Origin of the sequence: Micromonospora sp. DT47 (assembly GCF_049844475.1) — a bacterium.
Taxonomy (GTDB): Bacteria; Actinomycetota; Actinomycetes; order Mycobacteriales; family Micromonosporaceae; genus Micromonospora.
In genome coordinates this window covers 86,257-110,057 of record NZ_JBNCLC010000013.1, presented here as the reverse complement: position 1 = coordinate 110,057, position 23,801 = coordinate 86,257, and the positions used below count along the sequence as shown (strand labels likewise).

The window sequence follows — 23,801 nt, the reverse complement described above, 5'->3', positions numbered from 1 at the left end:
GCCAGACCCGGTCTGGCGGTGCGAACGAGGGTGCGGCGCCGGGCGCGGGAGCACGGCCGGCGCCGCCCCGGTCAGCCCTTGTTCTTGATCTGGCTGTTCCAGTGGTTGATCCACTCGGTCTCGTTCTTGCCGATCACGTTCCAGTCGACGTTCATCGGGGTGAGGTTGAGCTGGGCCAGCCACTCCGGCTTCTCGGCGATCTCCACGGCCGGGATCTGGTAGTAGTCCTTGGCCAGGTCGGCGCGGAGCGAGTCGTCGAAGAGGAACTCGATGAACTTCTGCGCGCCGGTGGTGTTGCCGCCCTTGACCGCGGCGAGGCCGTCGACCAGCACCGGGGCGCCCGAGGCCGGCATCACGTAGCCGAACGGCATGTTGGACTGGTTGGCCTGGAGCAGAATGTCCTGGAGGTTCCAGGCGCTGAGCACGCCCTGCTGGCGGGACATCTTGAGGTAGAGGTCGGTCGGGTTGGCCGCGTACGCGCCGGTGTTGGCGTCGAGCTTCTTCAGCCAGTCGTAGCCGGGCTGCGGGTTGCTGCCGTCCGGCGACTGCCGCTGGATCATCGAGGCGTAGATCGACCGCATGGTGCCGGAGGCCGCCACGTCACGGATGATGATCTTGTCTTTCCACTCCGGCTTGAGCAGGTCGTCCCAGTCCTTCGGGGCCTGCTCCGGGGTGAGCGCCTTGTTGTTGTACATGATGACCTCGGGCAGCAGGATCTCGCCGAACCAGCGACCCTCGGAGTCCTTGTACTTGGCGTCCATCTTGCCGGCGAACGCCGGCTGCCAGGAGGTGAGCAGGTCCTCCCCGGCGCCGGCGGCCAGACCCTGCTGGGTGCCGCCCCACCAGACGTCGGCCTGCGGGTTGGCCTTCTCGGCCCGAACCCGCTCCAGGATCTCCTGGGCTCCGAGGTTGAGGATCTCGACCTTGCCCTTGTACTCGGGGTACTTCGCAGTGAACTTGTCGACGACGAAGGTGGTGACCTTCTTGTCGCGGGCCGTGTAGATCGTCAGCTTCTCGACGCCGCCGCCGGCCGCGTCGTCCGAGCCGCCGCCGCAGGCGGTGCCGGCGGCCAGGACCGTGGCGAGCGCTCCGGCGAGGAAGAGTCGACGTCTCATGGGGTACCTCCGAGGGGTGTGGGGGAACTACGTTGTTCGGGAAGGAAGGTCAGGGCGCCGGCAGCAGGGTGGACAGCCCCGCGGCGGCGGCGGAGAGGGCGTAGCTGACCGCGCCGTGCAGCACGGCCCGGTCGCCGAGGACCGCGCGGCGGACCTCGGTGGCGCTGGGCGCGGCGGCGGCGACCAGCGTCTGGAGCCGGTCGAGCGCGGCGTCGTCGAGCTCGGCGGCGGCGCCGCTGAGCAGCACCCGGCCGGGGTCGATCACACAGACGCAGGAGACGATCAGGCGGGACCAGGCTCGCAGCACCTCGTCCAGGTAAGTCGCGGCCCGCTCGTCGGCGCCGGCCAGCTCGACCAGCGCGCGGACCGGCGACTCGGGCCGCCGGCCGGGGGCCAGGGCGACCACCCGCTCGGCGATCGCGTTCTCCGACCAGCGCGCCTCGAACGGGCCGATCCCGTCGTGCCCGAGGTCGGCCGGGTCGAGCGGCAGGAAGCCGACCTCGCCGGCGGCCCCGCCGGCGCCCCGGCGGACCTGGCCGTCCAGCACCAGACCGGCGCCGATACCGTCGGCGACGTGCAGCAGGAGCAGGTCGGCCACGTCGGCGCCGGCCCCGGCGGCGTGCTCGCCGGCCGCCATCAGGTTGACGTCGTTGTCCACCACGACCGGCACGCCGAGCCGCCGCTGGACCGACTCCCCTATCGGCCGCCCCTCGACCAGGCCGACCGAGGGGGCGAGCCGGACGGCGCCGCCGGAGGAGACGCCGGGCGCGGCGATGGCCACGCCGCGCAGCGCCGGCAGGCCGTCCCCGGCCAGCTCGGGCACCGACCGGCAGATGAGGTCGACGATGTCGCCGGTGAGCCGGACCGTGCGGTGGGCGACCACCGCACCGTCGCTGTCGGCGATCTCGCAGCTGATCCGGGAGGGCTCCAGCGAGACGGCCGCGACCAGCTCGGCGCGCGGGTTGAACTCCAGCATCGCCCGGGGGCGGCCGGCCCGGGACGCCCCGGGACCGCGCTCGAGGAGGTAGCCCTCGGCGATCAGGTCGCGCACGAGCGGCGTGAGCGTGGCGGGACTCAGCCCGGTGAGCTCGGTCAGCTCGGCACGGGAGAGCACCCGCACCTGGCGGGCGGCGGAGATCACGGAGAGCCGCTTGATCTCCTTCGACCGCTCCCGGCTCACCGGGCTCGTCGGTGGCGTCACCACGTCAGTCACACTTCCTTCCTACGGCGAACGAATTATCGAGTCAAGTAACGAATGCGTCTCGGTCGACCGACATCTAGGCGAAGAGCAGCGGAAACGTCCTCAATACGCGCAGCCGTCCGGTCGACCGGGCGCGGCCGAGCCGGAGATCGGACGCGCCTACCGCATCGAGTTTGTTTCTTTCGCGAAGGAAGAAAGACCTTGCAAAGCATTGAGGGGCCGCCGCGCCGGTCCCTAACGTCACCGGCGAAGGCCTTCCAGTGTGTACGGACACCTGTGCCGCTGCGTACCCCGGTGACGCGGCGCCCGTCGGCGCCCACCGTCGGAGTCACCCACCACCCGCCGTCCGATCGCGACCCCACGCCGACGCCGCCAGGCGTACGACGTCGATGGTCGCTGCGCGGACCTCGCGATGCGCGGAAGGATCTGCATGCGTCTCAAGGCATTCCTGCCACCCGCGGCGCTCGCCCTGGCCCTCTCCGGGACCCCCGCCGTCGCCGCCCCCGGGGGGTGCTCGGTGGGCGGGGCCCGTCAGCGGAGCCGGTAGACCGCGATCCGGGAGTTGGTGAACCGCAAGTCGGCCAGCTCGGCCAGGTCCGGCGACTCCGGGTTGACCTGCCGGTCGACGACCAGCCAGCGGACCCCGTACCGGTCGCGCAGCTCGGCCAGGCTGGCGGCGGTCGGGGCGGTGAACGCCTCGTCGTTGGCGCGCAGCCGCGCCTGGTCCCAGAACGGGGCGTACGGGCCCTCGGGCAGGCCGACCATCCGGGGCGCGAACGCCCAACCCTCGACCAGCACCGACCGCTGGCTGTAACCGCTGAGCCAGAACGAGCGGGCGTCGCACCAACCGCTCACCACCGCCCGGCAGTGCGCGTTGGTGGCGACCACGTCGTCCGGCGCGCTGTGCGCGTACACGTAGCGGGCCGCCTGCACCCGGGAGGCCGGCATCCGCTCCACCGGGTACGCCCCGCCGTTCGGGTACTGCCGAGTCGCCGCCGCGTCCAGCGCCAGCCCGGGCGCGCCGGCCACCAGCACCGCGGTGAGCAGCACCGCGCCGCCCCGACCGGCCAGCCCGGGCCAGCGGCCGACCAGTCCCGGCCAGAGCAGCGCCACCAGCACGACCAGCACCAGCAGGGCCGCCGCCCAGCAGAGCAACGGCAGCACCGGGGCGTACGCCCGGCCGGGCGGCACGGTCGCCGGGAAACGCAGCTGGAACGCGGTCAGCAGCACCGCGAAGGCGGCAGCGCCCACCCCGAGCAGCGCCCGGGCGCGGCGGGTCGGCGCCGCCCGGTCCAGCAGCTCGACGTACCCCCAGGCGGAGAGCAGCACCCCGAAGGCGAAGCCGGTCCGGGTGAAGTACTGGTTGCTGCTGCCCGGGTGGCCGACCAGCAGGTAGATCGCCGGGCCGGCGAGCGCCCCGCCGAGCAGGAAGACCTGCACCGGTTCCAGCCGCCACCGGCGCAGCCGCAGCAGCGCCACCACGCCGGCGAGCCGGAGCTGGAGGTTGAGCAGGAAGGCGACGAACACCCCGGTCCAGAGCAGCGCGGTCACCCCGTCGGAGTGCCCCTCCCCCACGTACGGCCGCAGCCCGGAGAACGGGTCCACGGTCACCCCGTGGCTCTCGAAGGCGAACAGCACGGCGGTGGCGAAGAGCTGGGCCGCCACCGCCAGGCCCGCCGCGACGAGCACCGCCCGGGGCAGCTGGCGCCGGGTCACCAGCGTCACCGCGGCGGTGAAGGCCAGCGCGGCCAGCACCACCGGCACCGAGCTTGCCTTGGCCCCGGTGGAGGCGGCCAGGAAGACCGCCGCCAGCAGCCAGCAGCCCGGCCCGACCGGCGGCACCGCACCCGCCCGGGGCCGCCCGACGATCTCGGCGAGCACTGCGATCAGCGGCAGCAGCAGCACCCAGCTGTACGTCATCGACGGGCTGCCCCAGACGATGAAGGTGGCCTGGGTGCCGAAGAGCTGCCGTACCCCGTTCTCGAAGCCGAACTCGCCGACGGTGAACATCAGCGCGGCGGCGACCACCCCGGCGTACGGCCGGCCGGTGACCCGCCAGCCGACCACCGCGACCAGCACGGCGGCGAGCGCGCAGAGCGCCGGCACCCCGAGCCGGAAGAAGACCGTGGGCAGGTCGACGCCGCTGACCAGGCTGGCCGCGGCCAGATGGGCGAACCCGAACCAGTGGTAGTGCAGCGGCTCGCCGGCGACCTGCGGCACGTCCAGCGGCGCCTGGTGGGTGGCCGCGCCGGCCAGCGAGAGCTGGAACGCCAGGTCGATGTACTGGGCCTGCCCCTCGTCGGTGGGCAGGACCGGGTTGACCCGCAGGAACGAGTCGTACAGGTAGAGGGTGAAACCGGCCACCACCGCGGCGAGCGACCAGGCCCAGCCGGTCGGCACCGGGACCAGGTCGCGGGGCCGCCAGTGCCGGCGCAGCCGGGGCAGCGCGGCGAACGGCAGCAGCACCGCCAGCGGCCAGAGCCACAGCCAGCCCGGCAGGCCGGCGGCGGTGAGGCCCGCCCAGCCGGCCAGCTCCAGCACCAGCCCGACGGCCGCGCCCATCGCCAGGTCCTCGATCAGGGTGTGCGAACGACGGCGCACGGCCCGCCAGACCAGGGTGCCGGGCAGCACCACGGCCAGCCCGGCGTACCCGGTGTAGCGGAGCAGGTCGGTGCCGGGCGTCCCGGCCGCGAGCAGCACGGCCGCGACGAACGCGTACGTGGCCATGGCCGGGGCCAGGCGGAGCAGGACCGGGCGGCGGCGCAGAGCGGTGGCCGACGGGGCGGCGTCCCCGGTGGCGAGGGCGGTCACCGCAGGGCGTCGGCCAGCTGGGATCGCGTCACGGCGCTCGACTCTCCCGTCGTCGTACGGCTGGCGGACCACCGCACGCTATCAGCCGGGCCGGCCCCCGCCGGCCGGTCGCCGGCGGCCCGGGCTCAGCCCCCGCAGCTGGTGGCGGGCAGGCCCGGCACCGGCACCGGCGACCGGCCAGCCGGGCGGGCCTTGCCGGCGAGCACCCGGGCCAGCGCGTCCATCGAGGCCCGGCCGGAGGAGTAGGTGGCGAGCAGGGTCGGCGACGTCGCCTTCTCCAGCACGTACGGCGTGTCCATGGCGACCGTCACCGCGGCCTTCTTGTTGAGGTCGCCGGTGTCGTCGCCGTAGCCGACCAGGTGGACGGTGGTGCCACCGGCGGGGACCACCCGCACCCCGGCCGCGGTCAGCGCCTCGGTCAACGCCGCCCGGGTCCGGTTCCGACCGGTGGAGGAGGTGACGGTCACCGGGCCGGGAACCGGGGCGCCGCAGGAGCCGCGCAGCAGGGTCACCGCGGCCGCGGCGAGATCGCCGGCCGCCGCCCGGTGCGCGGGGGCGTTCAGGGTGGACATCGCCGGGGCGGGCCGGTCGGCGAGCCGGAACTTCATGGTCAGCACCCGGGTGACCGCCTCGACCAGCCGGGCCCGGGGCAGCGACCCGTCGCGCAGCGCGGCGAGCAGCCCGTCGTACGCCTGGCCGACGTGCGGGGTCATCAGGATCAGGTCGTTGCCGGCGAGCAGCGCCTTCACCGCGGCCTCGCCGGGCGACCAGCGCTTGGCCGGCGACATGTTCATCCCGTCGGTGATCACCACGCCCTCGAAGCCGAGCTGGCCGCGGAGCACCTCGGTGAGGAGCTTGTGCGAGAAGGTGGCCGGGGTCCCCGGGTCGACCGCGGTGACGTCGAGATGGGCGGACATCACCGCCATCGCCCCGGCGTCGATGCCGGCGCGGAACGGCGGGAAGGCGGTGGCGTCCAGTTCCTGCCGCGACTGGCCGACCACCGGCACCTCGTGGTGCGAGTCGGCGGCGCTCAGGCCGTGCCCCGGGAAGTGCTTGACGCTGGCCGCGACGCCCGCGCTCTGCAACCCCTTCACCGCCCCGGCCACCTGCGCGGACGCCTGCCGGGGGTCGGCGCCGAAGGAGCGGGAGCCGATCACCGTGCTGCGGGTGGCGAGCACGTCGGCGACCGGGGCGAAGTCCAGGTTGATCCCCATCGCGGCCAGCTCGGTGCCGGCGGCCCGCCAGGCGGCCTCGGTCAGCGCCGGCTTCCCCGCCGCACCGGCGGCGAGCGCGCTGGGCAGGCTGGTCACCCCGTCGGTGATCCGGGTGACCACCCCGTACTCCTGGTCGGTGCCGACCAGGAACGGCGCCGTACCGGTGGGGAGCTTCCCGGCGGCCTCGCGCAGCCCGGTGGTCAGCTCCCGGACCTGGGCCGGGTTGTCGACGTTGGTGGTGGCCTGGTTGGCGGAGGTGGGGTCGTCGGCGCTGAAGCCGACCAGGATCAGCCCGCCGAGGCGGTACTTCGCGATCATGTCGGTGGGGGTGTCGACCCCGGAGAGGGCCCGGTTGCCGGCGGCGGAGCCGGGCGAGACCGTGGCGGCGGAGCTGCCGTACGCGTAGGGCATCAGCACCTGGCCGACCAGGTCCTCGTCGCCGAGCGTGCCGGCCAGTGCGGCGGCCCGGGCGGCCGGGTCGGACGCGTCGACCGGGCTCGCTGCGACGCCGGACGGGCTCGGCGCCGCGCCCGGTCCCTCCGGGCCGTTCGAGCATCCGGAGACGAGGAGCGCGGTCAGGGCGGCGATGGCGACGCCGGCACGTCGCGAGGGGGTCGACACGCCGCCAATCAAACCCGGTGCCGACCAGGAGCGGCAACCCCCGGTCGGCGCGGGGGGCGGGGCGTGCCCGTCCGCACCGGGGTGTCCGGGTGGACCGGGCGGGTCAGCCCACCCGGGTGAGCAGGGTCACCGGGGCGCCGTCGCCGGCGTAGCGGTACGGCTCCAGCTCGGCGTCCCAGGCGGTGCCGAGCGCCTTGTCCAGGGCGTGCGCCAGCGCCTCCGGGGCCCGGACGCCGGCCATGATGCTGCGCAGCCGGTCCTCGCCGAGCTGGATGTCACCGGCCGCGCCCACGGTGGCCCGGAACAGGCCGCGACCGGGGACGTACATGAAGCGTTCCCCGTCGGCGCCCGGACTGGGCTCCTCGGTCACCTCGAAACGGATCATGGGCCACTGACGGAGGGCAGCAGCCAGTTCGGCGCCCGTCCCCGGGCTACCGGTCCACCCGCACTCGGCCCGGCGGGCGCAGGGATCGACGGGCTGAGCCGTCCACTGCAGGTTGACCGGCGCAGCGAGGACGCGCGCGATCGCCCACTCGACGTGCGAGCACACGGCGAGCGGGGTCGAGTGGACGTATACGACGCCACGCGTTGGCACGGTGACCTCCCGGAGACCGAGGTGCGTCTTCCCCTACGACCTCGACCACCCGAGTGGTTCCTGCGACACATCATGACTGGTGTGACGGATGGTGCGCCAGCGAATCGGCGAATTCGCCGGGCGGAATACCCGGACCGGTGACCTCGGTTGTGCCCTCCGACAGGCACGGTGGCCAGCCAGGCATCGTGGTCGTGTACAGTTCTGTGGGCGGTTCTGTGCCGCCGTACATCTTCGCGGGCTGAGGCTCATCCGGGCGTCACCCGCTACAGCCCCCGGACGTTTCCGTCCTCCCGTACGTCTTGCAAGGAGTACCTCCGTGGCGAGCAACACCTCTAAGACCGCGCGCGCGTCAGTCCGGGCCGGCCAGGCTGGCCAGGGTGGCGCCCTCAGCGTGCTGGGCGAGTTCAAGTACCTCATCCCGCTCAATGGCGGCAAGCACGCCTACGTGCGCAACCTGACCAACGGCAAGACCGCGCACCTGCGCACCGACTCCGAGGCCTTCGTCGAGGAGATCCGGGCGCTGGCCGCCGCCGGCCACGCCGCCAAGATCCGCGCCGAGATCAACACCCTCGCCGCCACCCACCCGGGCGACGGCTGGGACAAGACCGAGAAGCGTCTCGTCGAGGCCGGCATCTTCGAGGGCTGAGCCCTCCCCCGAGCAACACCTGGAACCGCCCGTCGGGTCACCCCGGCGGGCGGTTCCGCCTTTCCCGGGTACGCACCGACGCGGCCGGCCCGCCGGCGGGCCGACCCACGTGGGGTCAGCGGTCGAGGAGGGTGACGTCACCGGTGGCCAGCTCGTAGAGGGCGCCCACCACGTCGATCCGGCCCTCGGCGACCGGGCCGGCGAGCAGGTCGTCGGCGCGCAGCGCCGCCACCGTGCGCAGCACGTGCCGGCGGACCGCCAATGGGTGCGCCCGCGGGTCGTCGGCGCCCACCTCGGCCACCGCCGGCGCGATCTGGTCCACTATGTAGCCCAGCGAGCCGTCGGGGCGCTGCCCGGTGCGCAGCGCCTCGACCGCCGAGCCGACCGCCCCGCAGCGCTCGTGCCCGAGCACCATCACCAGGGGCACTCCGAGCTGGTGCACCACGTACTCGATGGAACCGCAGACCGCCCGGTCCAGCACGTGCGCGCCGGTGCGGATCACGCAGATCGACCCGAAGGTCTGGTCGAAGATCGCCTCCAGCGGGACCCGGGAGTCGATGCAGCCCAGCAGCACCGCGTACGGCTGCTGGTCGCCGGAGGCGACGGCCGCCGCGGCGGTGACGTCGTGCCCGTGCACCGGCCGGCCGCTGACGAAGCGCCGGTTGCCGGCGAGCAGCTCGGCCAGGGCGGACCGCGGCGTGCGTCCGGCCCCGGTGGCCGGCGGACGACTCGGCGACGACATGCCCCCAGCCTGGTCACCGATCCGACCTCGCGGGGCCGGGTTGCGAATCTTCTCACCACCACGGTTGGCGTGGTGTCATGACGGGTAGCCGGTGTTGCCGCCGGGTCAACCCGGCGGAGGGACGGGCGGCCCGGGGAGGTGGCGATGCCGGAACGACTCGAGGTACGTCTTCCCGACGACGTACGCCTGCACGTCGAGGTGACCGGGCCGGTGGACGCGGCGGTCACCGCGGTCCTGCTGCACGGCTGGACGCTGGACGGGCGGGCCTGGCACCGGCAGCTGGCCGGGCTGCGGGATCGCTTCGGCGACTCGGTCCGGGTGGTCACCTACGACGCCCGCGGCCACGGCCGGTCCAGCTGCATGGCGCTGCGCACGGCGACCCTGGCCCAGCTCGGTGACGACCTCGTCGCCGTGCTGGACGAGGTGTCCCCGACCGGCCCGGTGGTGCTCGTCGGGCACTCGATGGGCGGGATGACCGTCATGGAGTACGCCCACCGCCACCCGGAGCACTTCGCCGCCCGGACGGCCGGGCTGGTCTTCGTCTCCACCACCGCCGAGGGGCACACGCACACCGCCTACGGCCTGTCGCCGCGCATCGCCCGGCTGATCCGGCTCGCCGAGACCACCGGCGCCGGGGTGCTGGCCCGGTGCGGCGCGTGGCGGCCGCCCCGGGCGTTGCTGCGCGCCCTCCAGCCGAGCATCCGCTGGATGCTCTTCGGCGACCGCTGCGACCCGTCCGACATCCGGCTGGTCACCTCGGCGGTGGCCCGGGCCTCGCTGCGCTCGATCGGTGGGTTCCGCGCCTCGATCGGCGCCCAGCACCGGCTGGAGACCCTGGCCGCGCTGGCGCACCTGCCGGCGGCGGCGCTGGTCGGCGACCGGGACCGGCTCACCCCGCCGCCGTGCGCCGAGTCGATCGCGGCCGCGCTGCCGGTCACCGAGCTGACCGTCTGCCCGGGGGCCGGGCACATGCTGATGATGGAACGGCCGGACGAGGTGAACGCCGCCCTCGCCGGGGTGCTGCACCGGGTGCTGACCGGGGCCCCGGAGGCGACGTCGGCGCGCTGAGCGGCACCGGGCGGGTGGCCGACGTCGCGGGTCGCGACCCGGCCTCGACGGGTGCCCGTACGCTGCCCGTACCCTCATTCTCCGCCCGGCGCGTCCGCGTCCGGCCACCCGTCGCCGCACAGGAGCCCGTACGTTGACCGACCAGACCACCCTGGAGCAGGAGATCGCCGTCGAGCAGCGGCATCTCGACCGGGTGTACGCCCGCCTCGCCGAACTCCGCCGCGCGGCGGCCCGCGCCGAGCGGGACGGCTACCGGCAGGCCCGGGTCGGCAATTTCGGAGCGCTGGTCGAACGGGACGCGATGGTCTTCCACGCCGCCCGGCGCCGGCACGTGCTGGACGCCGAGCACGAGGGGCTGGTCTTCGGCCGGCTGGACCTGCGCGACCGGCAGGTGCTGCACGTCGGGCGGCTCGGGGTCCGCGGCGAGGACGCCGAGACCCTGGTGGTCGACTGGCGCGCGCCGGCCGCCGCCGCGTTCTACCGGGCCACCCCGACGGAGCCGCTGGGCGTGGTCCGGCGGCGCACGATCAGCTCCTCGGCGGAGAAGGTGACCCGGATCGAGGACGACCTGCTCGACCCGGAGTCGGCACCGCCGGACCTGGCAGTGGTCGGCGACGGTGCGCTGCTGGCCACCCTCTCCCGGGCCACCGGGCGGGGTATGCGGGACATCATCGCCACCATCCAGCGGGAGCAGGACGAGGCGATCCGCTCCCCCGCCTCGGGGGTCACGATCGTCTCCGGCGGCCCGGGCACGGGCAAGACGGCGGTCGCCCTGCACCGTGCCGCGTACCTGCTCTACTCCGACCGCAGCCGGTACGCCGGCGGCGGGATCCTGGTGGTTGGCCCGTCCTCGGTCTTCGTGGAGTACATCGCCTCGGTGCTCCCCTCGCTCGGCGAGGAGACCGCCACCCTGCACTCGCTCGGCTCGCTCTTCCCGGGCATGTCGGCGAACCGGACCGACCCGCCCGAGGTGGCGGCGGTGAAGGGCTCGCTGCGGATGCGCCGGGTGCTGGAGCGCGCGGTGCGGGACGCGGTGCCGGACAGCCCGGACGAGCTGCGCCTGCTGTACCGGGGCACCCTGCTGCGGCTGGAGCGCCGGGAGCTGGACGGCATCCGGGACCGGACGCTGTCCCGGGGCGCCCGCCGCAACGAGGTGCGCCGGGCCGCCTTCGACGGGGTGCTCGCCGCGCTCTACGCGCAGGCCCGCCGGCTGACCGGCGCGCGCCTACCGGAGCAGCGCGCCTTCGAGGACGAGATCATCGAGAGGCCCGAGTTCCGGGAGTTCCTCAAGGCGTGGTGGCCCCGGCTGCACCCCCGGCACGTGCTGGGCTGGCTGGCCCGCCCGGAGCGCCTGCACCGGTACGCCGGGGGGATGCTGTCCCGCGCGGAGATCGCGCTGCTCGGCGTGGCGTACCGGACGCTGGACACCGAGGGGCTCACGGTGGCCGACATCGCCCTGCTCGACGAGTTGGACGCGATGATGGGCAAGCCGGTGCGCCGGGCGAAGCAGAGGCGCGACCCGTACCAGCTCGCCGGCGGGGTCCGGGAGCTGAGCACCTTCGCGGACCGGCAGCGCGCCGCCCGGGCGGCGGACCGCGAGCGCCCGGAGGACTACCGCGACTTTGCACACGTGGTGGTGGACGAGTCGCAGGACGTCTCGCCGATGCAGTGGCGGATGGTCGGCCGGCGGGGCCGGCTGGCGTCCTGGACGGTGGTCGGCGATCCCGCGCAGACCGCCTGGTCGGGCGACCCGACGGAGCTGGACCGGGCCCGGGACCAGGCGCTGGGCCGGCGCCGCCGGCACCGGTTCACCCTCACCACCAACTACCGCAACTCGGCGGAGATCTTCGCGGTGGCGGCGGCGGAGATCCGCCGGCTCCACCCCGACCTGGCGCTGCCGACCGCGGTCCGCTCCACCGGGGTCGACCCGGTCGCGCTGATCGTCCCGGCGGCGGAACTGGTCCCGGTGACCGTGGAGGCGGTGGAGACGCTGCTCGCCGAGGTCGAGGGGACGGTCGGGGTGATCACCCCGGTGCCGCGCCGGGACGAGGTGGCCGGCTGGCTGGGCGACCGGGGTGGTTCCCGGCTCCAGGTGGTGACCAGCCTCCAGGCCAAGGGCATGGAGTACGACGGCGTGGTGCTGGTCTGCCCGGGTGAGATCCGGGCCGAGCCGTCCGGGGTGCGCACGCTCTACGTCGCCCTCTCCCGGGCCACCCAGCGCCTGACCACGGTCGAGCCGGCCGGCTGAGGTCCCACCACCCCGGCGTTCACTTGCACACATAGCGATGTGAGCATAGATTGGTCCCGGTCCGCGGCGGCGACGGAAGGTGTGGGCGTGGGCGCAGGTCATGACCACAGCGGCGCGGTCGCGAACGCCGCGCAGCGCCACCGGGGCCGGCTCTGGGCGGCGTTCGGGCTGCTCGCCGCGCTCATGGTGGTCGAGGCGGTCGCCGCCTTCGGCACCGGCTCGCTGGCCCTGCTCTCCGACGCCGGGCACATGTTCACCGACGTGCTCGGCATCGGGATGGCCCTCGCCGCGATCACCGCGACCCGGCGGGCCGACGGCGACCCGCAGCGCACCTTCGGGCTCTACCGGCTGGAGGTGCTCGCCGCGCTGGCCAACGCCGTGCTGCTCAGCGGGGTCGCGGTCTACGTGCTGATCGAGGCGGTACGCCGGTTCGGCGACCCGCCCGAGGTGCTCACCGGCCCGATGCTGGCGGTGGCGGCGCTCGGCCTGCTCGCCAACCTCGCCGCCTTCGCCCTGCTCCGGGCGGGCGCGCAGGAGAGCCTCAACCTGCGCGGGGCGTACCTGGAGGTGGTCGGCGACCTGCTCGGCTCGCTCGGCGTGATCGGCGCGGCGCTGCTGATCGCCGGCACCGGCTGGTGGTGGGCCGACCCGGCGGTGGCGGTGGCGATCGGCCTGTTCATCCTCCCTCGCACCTGGCGGCTGGGCCGGGCGGCGGTGCGCATCCTGGTCCAGGCCGCACCGGAGCACCTCCAGGTGACCGCGGTGCACGACCGACTGACCGCCGTCCCGGGCGTGGCCGAGGTGCACGACCTGCACGTCTGGACGCTCACCTCTGGCATGGAGGTGGCCTCCGCCCACCTGACCACCACCCCCGGGGCCGAGGTGGGTACGGTGCTCGCCGCCGCCCGCAGCGCCCTGCAGGAGGACTTCCAGATCGAGCACGCCACCCTGCAGATCGAGCCGGGCGCGTCGCCGGGCGCCTGCGGGCCGTCCCACTGGTAGTTAGGAACTCCTTAAGATTTGCGCCCCTCTTGACCTATTTTGCCGAATTTAACGGCATTCCCTCCCGTACCGTGAGTCACGAAACGGGCGAGTGTCACACCCGTACCTATAGGCTCGGCCCCGGCCTCCGCACGGCGGCGCCCACCGGCGCCGGCGGTGGCCGTCGCCTAATCGCCCAACGGGGCGAGCCGGGGAACCAAGTTCGTGGGGTGCATCCGCGTCAGCGGTAGGGATCTTCCGTCCCGAACCCGTCAGCTAACCCGGTCGGCGGCTGACGGAAGGACATCTGCATGCACGTACGACGAACCACCGCGCGACTCGTGGCCGCGGTCGTCGCGACGCTCGCCGTGGGCGTGTCGTCCGCGCCGGTGGCCACGCCGGCCACCGCCGCCGCACCCACCACCCGACTCGCCGCCCCCGGGGACGATGAGGGCGGCACCCCCGCGCTGCGGGCCCAACTCGACACGGCCAGCAAGGGCTGGCTCGACGCCAAGGCGGCGCTGGCCCGCTCCAGCAAGCGCCAGCAGGAGCTGAACGCGCAGCTCAAGACCGTTGCGGCGGAGCTGACCGTGCGCAGCGGCAAGGTCGGCGAGATCGCCGGCCTGGCCTATCGCACGGGTCGGCTCGGGCCGGTCTCGGCGCTGCTCAACAGCAGCAGCCCGGAAGGCTTCGTGGACCGGGCGGCAGCACTGGAGACGGTCGCCGCCAACGAGGACCGTGAACTGCGCAACCTCGTCCGGACCCGGGACGAGGCCAGCCGTACCCGGGCCGCGCTCGACCGGGAGGTCGTCGAGCAGCGCAAGCAGGTCGCCGTGATGGCCAAGCGCAAGCAGCAGGCCGAGCGGGCGCTCGCCGTGGCCGCGGCCGCCAAACCGGACACCACCGCCGACAGCGGCGGGTCGACCCGGGGCACCTCCACCGCGAACGCCAAGGCGGCGCCGCGCAACCCCGACGGCTCCTGGCCATCGGAGTCGTGCACGGTCAACGACCCGACCCCGGCCGACGGCTGCATCACCCCGCGGATGCTCAACGCGCTCCAGCAGGCCCAGGCGGCCGGCTTCAAGCGGTACGTCTCCTGCTACCGACCCAGCGGCTCCGGGGAGCACCCCAAGGGGCGGGCCTGCGACTTCGCCGCGCAGCCGGACGGCTTCGGCGGGGACGCCACCGGCGGCGACAAGACGTACGGCAACAACCTGGCCGCGTACTTCATCCGCAACGCCGACCGGCTCGCCGTGCTCTACGTGATCTGGTACCGGCAGATCTGGCTGCCCAGCAGCGGTTGGAAGTCGTACAGCGGGGCGGGCGGCGACCCGTCCAGCGACCACACCAACCACGTGCACCTGTCGGTGTACTGACCCGACACGCCGGTGGCCCGCCCCCGTGGCGGGCCACCGGCGTACGCCCCTCGTCGTACAGCGGATGTCGTCGCCCGGACCACGACCGGCCGCGACCCGCGGACGAGCATCGGGGGCATGAGGAGACGCTCCCCCGACGCCCGCAAGACCCTGCTCACCCTGCACCTGGTGACCTCGCTGGGCTGGCTCGGCGCCGACCTGGTCCTGCTGACCCTCGGCGTCGCCGGGCTGCGCGGGGCCGACCCGGAGGTGGTCTACCCGGCGGCGGCGCTGCTCGCCACCTGGCTCTTCGCGCCGCTGAGCGTGCTGGTCTGGCTGGTCGGCGTGACCAGCGCCCTGCTCACCCCGTGGGGGCTGCTCCGGTACCGCTGGGTGCTGGTCAAGCTGGTGCTGACCACGGCGATGGTCGGCCTGGTGCTCTTCCTGCTCACCCCGAACCTGCGCGCCGCCGCAGCACCGGACGCGACCGCGCACGAGCGGGTGGACGTGGTGGTCGCGCCCGCCGTCTCGACCGCCCTGCTGGTCAGCATGACCGTGATCTCCACCTGGAAGCCGTGGGGGCGGACCCGCCGGGGCGTGGCGGTCCGCCGGACGGCGGCGGTGACCACCGCCGGACGCGGCTGAGCGGCGCGGGCCCGGTCAGCCGGCGACCGGACCGCCGTCGGCCTCCCGGTCCAGCACCGCGCCGAGCCGGCTGGCCAGCCCCAGGTGCGCGGCGCGGGCCTGGCGGAACGCGTACCCGAACAGCGGCGCCGGCGCGGCCAGGGTGATCTCCACGTCGATCCGCAGCACCCCGGACTCCTCCCGGAGCCGGGTGTGGTTGCGTACCGTCGTGCCGGGCTGCTGGCGGGCCACCGTGACGATCTCGTCCTCGGTGACCACCAGCACGTCGGCCTGGTAGGTGACCGGGAAACGCAGCGGCCCCAGCTCCAGCCGGTCGGTGATCGCGTAGCTGGCCCGGGCTCCCGGCCGCGGCGGCAGCCGGCGTACCCGGACGATCAGCGGGTGCAGCTCGCCCTGCCGGGCCGGATCGCTCAGCAACGCCACCGCGTCCGCCCGGGAGCAGCGCGCCTGCACCGTGTAGCTGAACGACTCCCGCCGGACCACTGCGCCTCCACCCCGTCGTCGGTGGCCCGATCGTGCCGTACCCGGACGGGCCTGGCAACGCCAGGGCGGTCATCGTGGCGTCACGCGCCGGACGCCGCCCGGCCGCTGACGGACACCGGTCGGGTGTACTTCCTCAAGGTCAGCCACGCGCGCTCAGGCGCCGGGGAGGACCTCGGGGGTGGCGGCGCCGGCGAAGTAGGGCTCCGGCGCGCCGAAGAGGCCGAGCAGGCCGGTGACCCAGAGCTGCCGGTGCACGAACCGGCTGGGCTTGGTGACCACCAGCTTGACGCCGCTGACCTCGGCGGTCTGGAAACCGGCGACCATGGCACTGATGCCGACCGAGTCGATGAAGGTGACGAGCCGCGTGTTGAGCTCGATCCGGGACGGACGGCCCTTCGCGAGCACCTCCGCGATCGCCTCACGCACCTCGTACGCGGTGTCGACGTCGATCTCCCCACGCGGGGCGATTTCGATGACACCACCCGGCAGAACCGTCTTCACGATCGACAGGCTCACGCGAGCACCTCCACTCGCCCGTCCACGGGCGCCTCATCAGTACGCGGGCCGCGACTGACAGTATTCCTCCGACGGCCTCGGTCGCCACCCCTCGGGATGAGCAATTCGCGGATCCGGACAGACCGGGCCGTCCCTCTGCGGGTTCTTCCTGGTCCCGTTCGTTTCCACCCGCGGCCGACCCCGGCCGCTCCAACCGCCCCAGGGTAGCGGGCCACGTCCACCCCGGTCCGGATCCCACCGCCCTGGCGAGCCTCCGGCCGACACGCCGAGCGAGATTGCCCCGGTTGCCTAGCCTCGGCCGGGAGAGATGGTTCACCACGGCGGAAGGAACGGATCGATGATCAGGAGACTGCTCGGCCTGGCCGGTGTCGGCGCGCTGCTCGCTCTCGTCCTGGCCTGCGGGTTCGGCGGCGGGGACGACGACGATGACGACGACGGCGACGACGATTTCGCCCGCGCGACCGCGGTGTCCGTGGTCCGCTAGGGCGGTGGTTTGCGATCCGACCAGGTTGGGCACTGGCCGGTGAGCGGACCGTGACGCGCCGCAGAGACGTCGAAGTCCGAAGTGGCCGCAGACGTCGGCACCCCGAGGAGGTAACCACGATGTTCGGTAGCAATCTGCTGGAGCGCCGGAGCAAGCCCGAGCGGGTCGCGGACCAGGCCTGGCAGCACCTGGTTACGGCGGTCGGTTCGGCCGGCGACAGCGTCCGCGACGCCACGAAGTCCGTGCGCGGCGGCGGCTCCGGCCTGTCCGACGCGGGCGACCTGGTCGGCTCGGCGGCGGACGAGGCCCGGCGTCGGGCGACCCTCGCCTTCGACGCGCTCGCCGGGCGCCGCCCGGCCCTGCCCTGGACGCTGCTGATCAGCGCGGCGCTGGTCGGCGCGGCGATCGGCTGGGCCGCCGGCACCGCCGCGCGGGCCGCCGGCAGCCGCGACAGCCGGGCCGCCGACGACATCGAGTTCGTCGACGTGGACCGGCCGAACTCCCCGGTCGGCGGCCTGGACAACTGATCCACCGCACGACACGCACCGGGACGGGCCCCGGCCGACGGACGGGTCGGCCGGGGCCTTTCCGTGCCCGGCACCGCCGGGCGTGCCGGATCCCCAACCCGTCCACCGGCCGGTCCGCCGCGTACCGCCAGCGGGGTGTCCGCCGCCCTCCCCGACCGCCAGATCGTGCCCGAGCAGGGCCGGCTTGTCGACGCCGGAGATCGTCACCCGGCCCGTCCGCCGCCGCTCACCCGGGTCGGGCGAGGGTGGCTCACCCCGGGCGGCGGCAGGCTGGCCGCTGGTGGGCCGCGACGCGCCCGCGCACCGATCCCGGGAGGAGTGAGCGCATGGCCACGGCGATCAGCGTCACGCGTACCGATCAGGACCTGCAGACCGACGTGCTCGACGAGCTGACCTGGGATCCCCGGGTGAGCCCGACCGAGGTGGGCGTCACCGTCACCGAAGGGGTGGTGACCCTGACCGGCTGGGTGGACAGCTACGCGGCCAAGTGGGCCGCCGAGCGGGCCGCGCACCGGGTGGCCCGGGTCCGCGCGGTCGCCAACGACCTGACCGTCCGGATCGCCCCGTCCGCCGAGCGCACCGACCCGGAGCTCGCCGCAGCGGCCGAGCGGGCCCTCGAGTGGGACGCGTTCGTGCCGGTGGAGAACCTCCAGGTGACCGTCGCCGACGGTTGGGTGACCCTCCGGGGCGAGGTGGAATGGGAGTACCAGCGCCGGGCCGCCGAGCGGGTGGTCGGCCGGCTGACCGGCGTACGCGGGGTGAGCAACGGCATCACCGTCCGGCCGGCCGCCCCGCCGGCCGGCGACGAGCTGCCCGAACGCATCGTCGACGCGCTGGTCCGCAGCGGGGCCATCGAGCCGGACCGGGTGAGTGTCCGGGTGTACGGCGACACTGCGCTCCTCGACGGTCAGGTCCACTCCGTGCTGGAACGCGACGAGGTGGAGCGGATCATCTGGTCTGCCCCCGGCATCCGCGAGGTGCACAACCACCTGACGGTGGTCCGCTGACACACCACCCAGGCCGGGTGATCCGCGCTCACCCGGTCCGTCGGCAGGGTGGGTGACATGACTCATTCCGACGGGCTGATCCGACCCGGGAGCCCGGCCCCCGACTTCGCCCCGCCGGCCACCCCGGACGGGCGACGGACGGGCCCCGGGCAGCCAGGCGCTGGTCGACGCGGCCAGGGCCAGCTCCGCGGCCTGCCGGTGGCCGACGTCGAGCCCAAGGGCGAGGTGGCCCGGCGGTACGGCGCGTACCCGCTGGAGCAGCTCGGCACCGACCGGCGGGTGGTGGCCGGATGACCACGCCGCTGCAGGCCACCCCCCGGCTGCGAGTGCCGGTGACCGAGCACGACCACATCCGCGGGCCGGTGGACGCACCGGTCACCGTCGTCCAGTACAGCGACTTTCAGTGCCGGTTCTGCGGGGCGGCGTACCCGAACCTGGCCGAGGTGCTGCGCCAGCGGTCCGACACCGTACGCCTGATCTACCGGCACTTCCCGATCGCCAACGTGCATCCGTACGCGGAGAGCGCCGCCGAGGTCGCCGAGGCGGCCGGGCGGCGGGGCCGGTTCTGGGAGATGCACGACTGGCTCTTCGAGCACCAGGACCAGCTGGACCCGGTGCACCTGTCGCTCGGGGTGGAGCAGCTCGGCCTGCCACCGGACGAGCTCCGCGCGGAGGTGGACCGGCACGAGCACGCCGACCGGGTCCGGCACGACTTCGTCGGCGGCATCCGCAGCGGGGTGCACGCCACGCCCACCCTCTTCGTCAACGGGACCCGCCACGAGGGCGGGTACGACGTGGCGGAGCTGCTCGCCGCGGTGGACTTGGCGGCCAACGCCTGACCCCCGCCGAGACCTGACCCCGCCACCGCCGCTCGCCGCTCGCCGCCGGGATCGCACCGCCCGGCGGCGGGCGGCCCGCCGTCGACCGCGCGGGGCCCACCCGGGCGGCCGGCCGCTCAGATCAGCCGCAGCTCGCGGGCCCGCCGGACGGCCTCCCGGCGACGGGTGGCGTCGAGCTTGCGGTAGATGTTGCGCACGTGCGTCTTGACGGTGTTGACCGACAGGGACAGCTCGCTGGCGATCTCCACGTTGGACAGGATGCTCTGCAGGTAGCGCAGGATGGTCAGCTCCCGCTCGGTCAGCGGTTCGTCCAGCGCCCGCTCCGGGCCGGCCGGGCCACCCTCCGCCGGCTCGTCGGCCCCCTGGACCAGGTCGCTGACGGTGGGCCAGTGCGCGGTGCCGGAGTCCAGGTGGGCGGCGAGCAGGTCGCGTACCGCCGGTTCGGCCCGGGTGAAGACCCGCCGGTACCCCTGCGGGCCGGCCAGGTCGAGGGCCCTTTCCAGCAGCCGGCCGGCCCGCCGGTCGTCGCCGCCCCGGCGGGCCAGCACCGCGTCCAGCACTCCGGCGGCGAGGCGTACCGGCAGCGGCCAGCCGCCGGCAGCGGGGCCGTCCCAGTCCGGCAGGGCGTACCCGGCCGCCCGGACGTCCCCGCCCCGCAGCTCCACCCGGGCCAGGGCCAGCGCCAGCACCGGCGCCGGGTCGGGTTCCCGGGCCCGGTCGACGAGCAGCCGCCGGGCGGTGTCCATGTCGCCCTGCTCGCCCCGCAGGTCCGCCTCGAGGGCGAGCAGCCGGTCGGTCAGCTCTCGCCGGTCGGTCAGCCGCTCCCGGGCCTGCGACACGACCTGGGTCGCCGCGGCGTGCTCCCCGGCGTCGCGCAGCAGCGCGGCCCGGCACAGCGCGGCGACGGCCGCCACCGTCGCCTCCCCGGTCGCCGGACCGGTCAGCGCCAGCCGGGCGCTCGCCTCCTCCGGCTGGTCCCGGTACAGCGCCACCAGGGCCAGCGCCAGGTGTGCGTGGGCGCAGTCGGCCCGGCCCGACCAGCCCTGGCAGGGCGGCATCGCCAGCGCCGCCCGGGCGGTCTCCTCGGCCGTTAGCAGCTCCCCGGCCAGCGCGTGCAGCATGGCCAGCCGGGTCGCGCAGACCAGTTCGGTGCGCGGCCGGCCGGCCCGGCGGGCCGCCGACAGCGCCCCGCCGAACCGGGCGGCCGCCGCGCGCAGGTCCCCCTCGGCGAGGTCGACCAGGCCGAGCGCGGTACCGGCCACCGCCCGCACGTCGGCATCTTCGCCCGCGCCGGCCCGGGGGTCGTCGTCCACCGGCGCGCCGGCCACGACCGGCACGCCGGCAGACAGCTCGCCGCCGGCCGCCGGGCCCTCGGCGGTACGCCCGTCGGGGCCCGCCGGCCCGCGGGTGGCGAGCAGCCGGGCGGCGGCCCGGCGTACCACCGGGTGGTCGCCGGCCAGCCGGGCCAGGGTGAGTTCCAGCGCGGTGGCCAGCCGACGGAACCGGTCCCGGCGCGGCGCGGGGAGCGACCGGGCCTGCTCCACCGCCTGCCGCAGGTGGTCGCCGGCGGCGGCGGTGTCCCCGGCGTACGCCCGCTCGGCGGCGCGGGCCAGCGCCAGCTCCGGATCCCCCCGGACCGCCTCCGGCGGCGGCGCGGCCGGCGGCGGGCCGGCCGGCGCCTCCCCGCCGTACGGTGTCAGCTCCGGCCAGCCGGTGAGCAGCAGCTCGGTGGCCCGCTCCCACTCACCGGCGGCGAGCGCGTGCCGCAGCGCCTCGGCCGGCCGGTCGTGCCCGGCGTACCAGCCGGCCGCGCGCAGGTGCAGGTCCCGCCGCTCGTCGTCGGGGAGCCCGGTGAGTTCGTCGCGGAGCAGGTCGGCCAGGAGCGGGTGGCAGCGGTACCAGGGCGGGTCGCTGTCGTCGTGGTGCAGGAAGCCGCTGTCCCGGGCCAGCCCGGCCAGCACCTGCCCGCCGTCGGTGCGCCCGGTCAACGCGTCGGCGAGGTCGGCGCGGACCGCGGTCGCCACCGCCGTACGCCGCAGCAGCTCCCGCGCCGACGGCGCCAGCCCGTCCAGCACCTCGGCCCGCAGGTACGCGGCGACCTCCGGCTGCTCCCCGCCGAACCGCTCGGCCCAGCGTTCCGGGTCGGGCCGCTCGCGCGCCGCCAGCGCGGCGAACCGCAGCCCGGCCGGCCAGCCCCCGGTCCGCTCGCGCAGCCGAGCGACCGCCGCCGCCGGCAGCGGTACCCCGTGCGCCACCAGCAGGTCGGCCACCTCGTCGGTGGTGAATGCCAGCTCGTCCGGGCCGATCTCGGTCAGCTCGCCGGAGAGCCGCAGCCGGTGCAGCGCCAGCGGCAGCTCGGTACGGGCGCCGGCGACCAGCCGCAGCCGCTGGTCGGTGTGGCGGAGCAGGAACTCCAGCCCGGTGAGCGCCGCCGGATCGGTGATCCGGTGCAGGTCGTCCAGGACGAGCAGCACCGGCCGCTCCCGGGCGGCGAGCGCTGCGGCGAGCAGTTCCAGCTGGTCGGGGCGGGGCGGGATCACCGGCACCGGCGGCCAGTCCCCCGGCTCCCCCTCCGCCGCTCCGCGCAGCGCCGCCGCCAGGTACGCCCAGAGCCGCTCCCCGGAGTCGCCCGCCTCGACCTGGACCCAGGCCGGCCCGGGCTCCGGCAGCGACCGGGCCCAGGAGGCGAGCACCGTGGTCTTGCCCCAGCCGGCCGCGGCGCGGACCAGGGTGACCGAGCCGGTGACCCCGTCGTCGAGGCGGCGCAGCAGCCGCGGTCGGAGCAGCACCGGCTCGGGCAGCGGGGGCGGGGCGAGCCGGGAGGTCAGCAGCGGCGCCGGACCGGCCGCCGCCTCGGCGATCCCGTTGCTGCTGAGCTGCTGCGGCATGCACCACCTCCGTCGGCGCGGTCCTCCCCCGGTGGCCGCGGTTACCCGACGGGAACCCGTTCACCCCTTCGGGAGGAGCCCACTTCACCCGGTCGGCGGCGAGCATGGGCGGACGGTCACGACGTGACCGGTCGGCGAGGCACGGTTCCGGATGGTGCGAGGGGCAGGTGGTACGGATGCGACGGCTGGCAGGCGGCGGGCTGACCCTCGCCGTGGCGACGCTCGGGGCGGCCGCGCTGCGCTCCCTGGCCGCACCCCGGCAGGGTGGCTGGCCGCGCGCGGCGGGTGCCGACCCGGACCCGGCCCGGTGGCAGGTGGTGACGGTGGCCCGCCCGCCGGCGGAGGTGCTGCCCGACGGGCGGTGGCCGGAGCCGCTGCGCCCGCTGGACGGGGCGGTGGAGCTGCACCTGCGGCGGGCCCCCGGCGGCCGCGGCACCGAGCTGGCCGCCCGGCCGCTCGGCGGGGTGACCACCCTGCCCGGGATGGCCGCCCACCTGGTCGGCGACGACCCCGGCCTGTTCCTGCGGGACGTGCTGCGCCGGGTCAAGCAGCTCGCCGAGACCGGGGAGCTGCTGCGCGCGGACCGTTCCCCGCTGGACCGGCCGGCGGTGCCCGGATGAGGGCGCTGTGCTGGGAGGGCGCCGACGCGCTCGCGGTACGCCAGGTGCCCGACCCGGAGCTGCGCAACGCGCACGACATGATCGTGCGGGTCCGGCGCAGCGCCACCTGCGGCGCGGACCTGCCGCTGGTCGAGGGGCGGCTGCCCCTCCTGGCCGCCGGGGACGTGCTCGGGCACGAGTTCCTCGGCGAGGTGGCCGAGGTCGGACCGGAGGTACGCGGGCACCGGGTCGGCGACCGGGTGGTGGTCTCCGCCGCGGTCGCCGGCGGCAGCTGCTGGTACTGCCGACAGGGGCTGCACTCGTGCTGCGACAACTCCGGTACCGCGCCGGCGGTCACCGAGTCGGCCTGGGGCCAGCCCACCGGCGGCTGCTACGGCCATCCCCGGGCCGCCGGCGGCTTCGCCGGCAGCCACGCCGAGTACGTCCGGGTCCCGTACGCCGACGTCGGGGCGTTCACCGTCCCGGACCCGGTCAGCGACGACCGGGCCGTCTTCGCCTCGGACGCCGCCCCGGCCGGCTGGATGGGCGCCGAGCTGGGCGAGGTACGCCCCGGCGACGTGGTCGCGGTCTGGGGCGCGGGCGCGGTGGGCCAGCTGACCGCGCAGGCAGCGAGGCTGCTCGGCGCGGACAGGGTGATCGTGATCGACCGGCACCCGGAGCGGCTCCGGATGGCCGAGCGGCACACCGGTGCGGAGACGCTCAACTTCGAACTCACCGACGTCCCCGCCGAGCTGCGCGAGCGCAGCGGCGGCCGGGGCCCGGACGTCTGCGTGGAGGCGGCCGGCGGGGCCGCCGACGGCGCCGGACCACCCTCGCTGGCGGCGCGGTTCACCGGCCGGCGCGGGCCGGCCGAGGACCCGCTGGCGGTGCGGGAGGCGGTGCACGCCTGCCGAAAGGGCGGGACGGTCTTCGTCTCCGGCACCTTCACCGGGTTCGTCGACACCTTCCCGCTCGGCGCGGTGATGAACAAGGGGCTGACCCTGCGCAGCGCCCGGCAGCACGGGCAGCGGTGGATCCCGATGCTGCTGGACCGGATGGCCCGCGACGAGCTGCGCACCGAGCACCTGGCCACCCACCGGCTGCCGCTGGAGCAGGCCCCGGCCGGCTACGCGCTGTTCCGGGACCGGACCGACGGCTGCGTGCGGGCGGTCTTCACACCGGACGGGTGAGCAGCGCTCGCTAATGGCAGACTCGG

General features: G+C 75.2%; 21 protein-coding genes, 1 pseudogene and 1 riboswitch. Of the genes and pseudogenes, 13 read left to right on the top strand and 9 right to left on the bottom strand.

The features are described 5' to 3' along the window. Window positions 1-71: 71 nt before the first annotated feature. The 5 genes from ACLQ2U_RS20515 to ACLQ2U_RS20495 all read right to left on the bottom strand — a co-directional run bounded on the left by ACLQ2U_RS20515 (window position 72) and on the right by ACLQ2U_RS20495 (window position 7,557). Entirely contained in the window at window positions 72-1,115 is a 1,044-nt protein-coding gene (locus tag ACLQ2U_RS20515; RefSeq protein WP_425752317.1) for an extracellular solute-binding protein, read from the bottom strand. Between the two features lie 49 nt (window positions 1,116-1,164). After that, window positions 1,165-2,328, bottom strand: coding sequence for an ROK family protein (locus ACLQ2U_RS20510; RefSeq protein WP_425752316.1), 1,164 nt, complete (start codon window positions 2,326-2,328; stop codon window positions 1,165-1,167). A gap of 519 nt (window positions 2,329-2,847) precedes the next feature. Then, window positions 2,848-5,127: a hypothetical protein gene (locus ACLQ2U_RS20505; RefSeq protein ID WP_425752314.1), complete on the bottom strand. Its 2,280-nt coding sequence runs from the start codon at window positions 5,125-5,127 to the stop codon at window positions 2,848-2,850. Window positions 5,128-5,252: 125 nt separating this feature from the next. Continuing rightward, window positions 5,253-6,971 (bottom strand): glycoside hydrolase family 3 protein, encoded by a 1,719-nt coding sequence (locus ACLQ2U_RS20500; protein WP_425752357.1) that lies wholly within the window; start codon window positions 6,969-6,971, stop codon window positions 5,253-5,255. A gap of 94 nt (window positions 6,972-7,065) precedes the next feature. Continuing rightward, window positions 7,066-7,557 (bottom strand): DUF3145 domain-containing protein, encoded by a 492-nt coding sequence (locus tag ACLQ2U_RS20495; RefSeq protein ID WP_425752313.1) that lies wholly within the window; start codon window positions 7,555-7,557, stop codon window positions 7,066-7,068. 316 nt (window positions 7,558-7,873) lie between these two features. On the opposite strand from ACLQ2U_RS20495, the gene ACLQ2U_RS20490 reads away from it, so the two are divergent. After that, window positions 7,874-8,203 (top strand): hypothetical protein, encoded by a 330-nt coding sequence (locus ACLQ2U_RS20490; protein ID WP_425752312.1) that lies wholly within the window; start codon window positions 7,874-7,876, stop codon window positions 8,201-8,203. Window positions 8,204-8,318: 115 nt separating this feature from the next. On the opposite strand, the gene ACLQ2U_RS20485 is transcribed toward ACLQ2U_RS20490, so the two are convergent. Then, window positions 8,319-8,945, bottom strand: coding sequence for a carbonic anhydrase (locus tag ACLQ2U_RS20485; protein WP_425752311.1), 627 nt, complete (start codon window positions 8,943-8,945; stop codon window positions 8,319-8,321). Window positions 8,946-9,089: 144 nt separating this feature from the next. Here ACLQ2U_RS20485 and ACLQ2U_RS20480 point away from each other — a divergent pair, with 144 nt between their 5' ends. From ACLQ2U_RS20480 to ACLQ2U_RS20460, 5 genes are all read left to right on the top strand, one after another. Then, a complete protein-coding gene (locus tag ACLQ2U_RS20480; protein ID WP_425752310.1) occupies window positions 9,090-10,013 on the top strand; it encodes an alpha/beta fold hydrolase in 924 nt (307 codons plus the stop codon). A gap of 133 nt (window positions 10,014-10,146) precedes the next feature. Beyond that, a complete protein-coding gene (locus ACLQ2U_RS20475; RefSeq protein ID WP_425752309.1) occupies window positions 10,147-12,261 on the top strand; it encodes a HelD family protein in 2,115 nt (704 codons plus the stop codon). An 87-nt stretch (window positions 12,262-12,348) separates the two neighbouring features. Further along, window positions 12,349-13,263: a cation diffusion facilitator family transporter gene (locus tag ACLQ2U_RS20470; protein ID WP_425752308.1), complete on the top strand. Its 915-nt coding sequence runs from the start codon at window positions 12,349-12,351 to the stop codon at window positions 13,261-13,263. Between the two features lie 154 nt (window positions 13,264-13,417). Continuing rightward, a riboswitch (cyclic di-AMP (ydaO/yuaA leader) is annotated at window positions 13,418-13,549 on the top strand. A 4-nt stretch (window positions 13,550-13,553) separates the two neighbouring features. Further along, window positions 13,554-14,618, top strand: coding sequence for a coiled-coil domain-containing protein (locus ACLQ2U_RS20465; RefSeq protein WP_425752307.1), 1,065 nt, complete (start codon window positions 13,554-13,556; stop codon window positions 14,616-14,618). A 117-nt stretch (window positions 14,619-14,735) separates the two neighbouring features. Next, window positions 14,736-15,242: a hypothetical protein gene (locus ACLQ2U_RS20460; protein WP_425752305.1), complete on the top strand. Its 507-nt coding sequence runs from the start codon at window positions 14,736-14,738 to the stop codon at window positions 15,240-15,242. 15 nt (window positions 15,243-15,257) lie between these two features. On the opposite strand, the gene ACLQ2U_RS20455 is transcribed toward ACLQ2U_RS20460, so the two are convergent. After that, window positions 15,258-15,725 carry an SRPBCC family protein gene (locus ACLQ2U_RS20455; protein ID WP_425752304.1) on the bottom strand — a complete coding sequence of 156 codons (468 nt, stop codon included), beginning with the start codon at window positions 15,723-15,725 and terminating at the stop codon, window positions 15,258-15,260. Window positions 15,726-15,878: 153 nt separating this feature from the next. Then, the gene (locus ACLQ2U_RS20450; protein WP_425752303.1) at window positions 15,879-16,241 is read right to left on the bottom strand and encodes an STAS domain-containing protein; all 363 of its coding nucleotides are present in this window, start codon (window positions 16,239-16,241) and stop codon (window positions 15,879-15,881) included. Window positions 16,242-16,578: 337 nt separating this feature from the next. Between ACLQ2U_RS20450 and ACLQ2U_RS20445 the strand changes: the two genes are divergently transcribed. The 5 genes from ACLQ2U_RS20445 (at window position 16,579) to ACLQ2U_RS20425 (ending at window position 19,098) form a co-directional block, all read left to right on the top strand. Beyond that, on the top strand, window positions 16,579-16,725 hold the full coding sequence (locus ACLQ2U_RS20445) for a hypothetical protein (RefSeq protein ID WP_425752302.1): 147 nt from the start codon (window positions 16,579-16,581) through the stop codon (window positions 16,723-16,725). 119 nt (window positions 16,726-16,844) lie between these two features. Next, on the top strand, window positions 16,845-17,252 hold the full coding sequence (locus tag ACLQ2U_RS20440) for a hypothetical protein (RefSeq protein WP_425752301.1): 408 nt from the start codon (window positions 16,845-16,847) through the stop codon (window positions 17,250-17,252). A 326-nt stretch (window positions 17,253-17,578) separates the two neighbouring features. Beyond that, window positions 17,579-18,259 (top strand): BON domain-containing protein, encoded by a 681-nt coding sequence (locus ACLQ2U_RS20435; RefSeq protein WP_425752300.1) that lies wholly within the window; start codon window positions 17,579-17,581, stop codon window positions 18,257-18,259. A 57-nt stretch (window positions 18,260-18,316) separates the two neighbouring features. Next, window positions 18,317-18,553 (top strand): hypothetical protein, encoded by a 237-nt coding sequence (locus ACLQ2U_RS20430; RefSeq protein WP_425752299.1) that lies wholly within the window; start codon window positions 18,317-18,319, stop codon window positions 18,551-18,553. Then, window positions 18,550-19,098, top strand: coding sequence for a DsbA family protein (locus ACLQ2U_RS20425; RefSeq protein WP_425752298.1), 549 nt, complete (start codon window positions 18,550-18,552; stop codon window positions 19,096-19,098). Before ACLQ2U_RS20430 ends, ACLQ2U_RS20425 begins: the two co-directional genes overlap by 4 nt. A 116-nt stretch (window positions 19,099-19,214) precedes the next feature. Here ACLQ2U_RS20425 and ACLQ2U_RS20420 read toward each other — a convergent pair. Further along, window positions 19,215-22,074, bottom strand: a pseudogene (locus ACLQ2U_RS20420) (LuxR C-terminal-related transcriptional regulator). An 88-nt stretch (window positions 22,075-22,162) separates the two neighbouring features. On the opposite strand from ACLQ2U_RS20420, the gene ACLQ2U_RS20415 reads away from it, so the two are divergent. Then, window positions 22,163-22,606: a hypothetical protein gene (locus ACLQ2U_RS20415; protein ID WP_425752297.1), complete on the top strand. Its 444-nt coding sequence runs from the start codon at window positions 22,163-22,165 to the stop codon at window positions 22,604-22,606. After that, window positions 22,603-23,775: a zinc-dependent alcohol dehydrogenase gene (locus tag ACLQ2U_RS20410; protein WP_425752296.1), complete on the top strand. Its 1,173-nt coding sequence runs from the start codon at window positions 22,603-22,605 to the stop codon at window positions 23,773-23,775. Before ACLQ2U_RS20415 ends, ACLQ2U_RS20410 begins: the two co-directional genes overlap by 4 nt. Window positions 23,776-23,801: the final 26 nt, after the last annotated feature.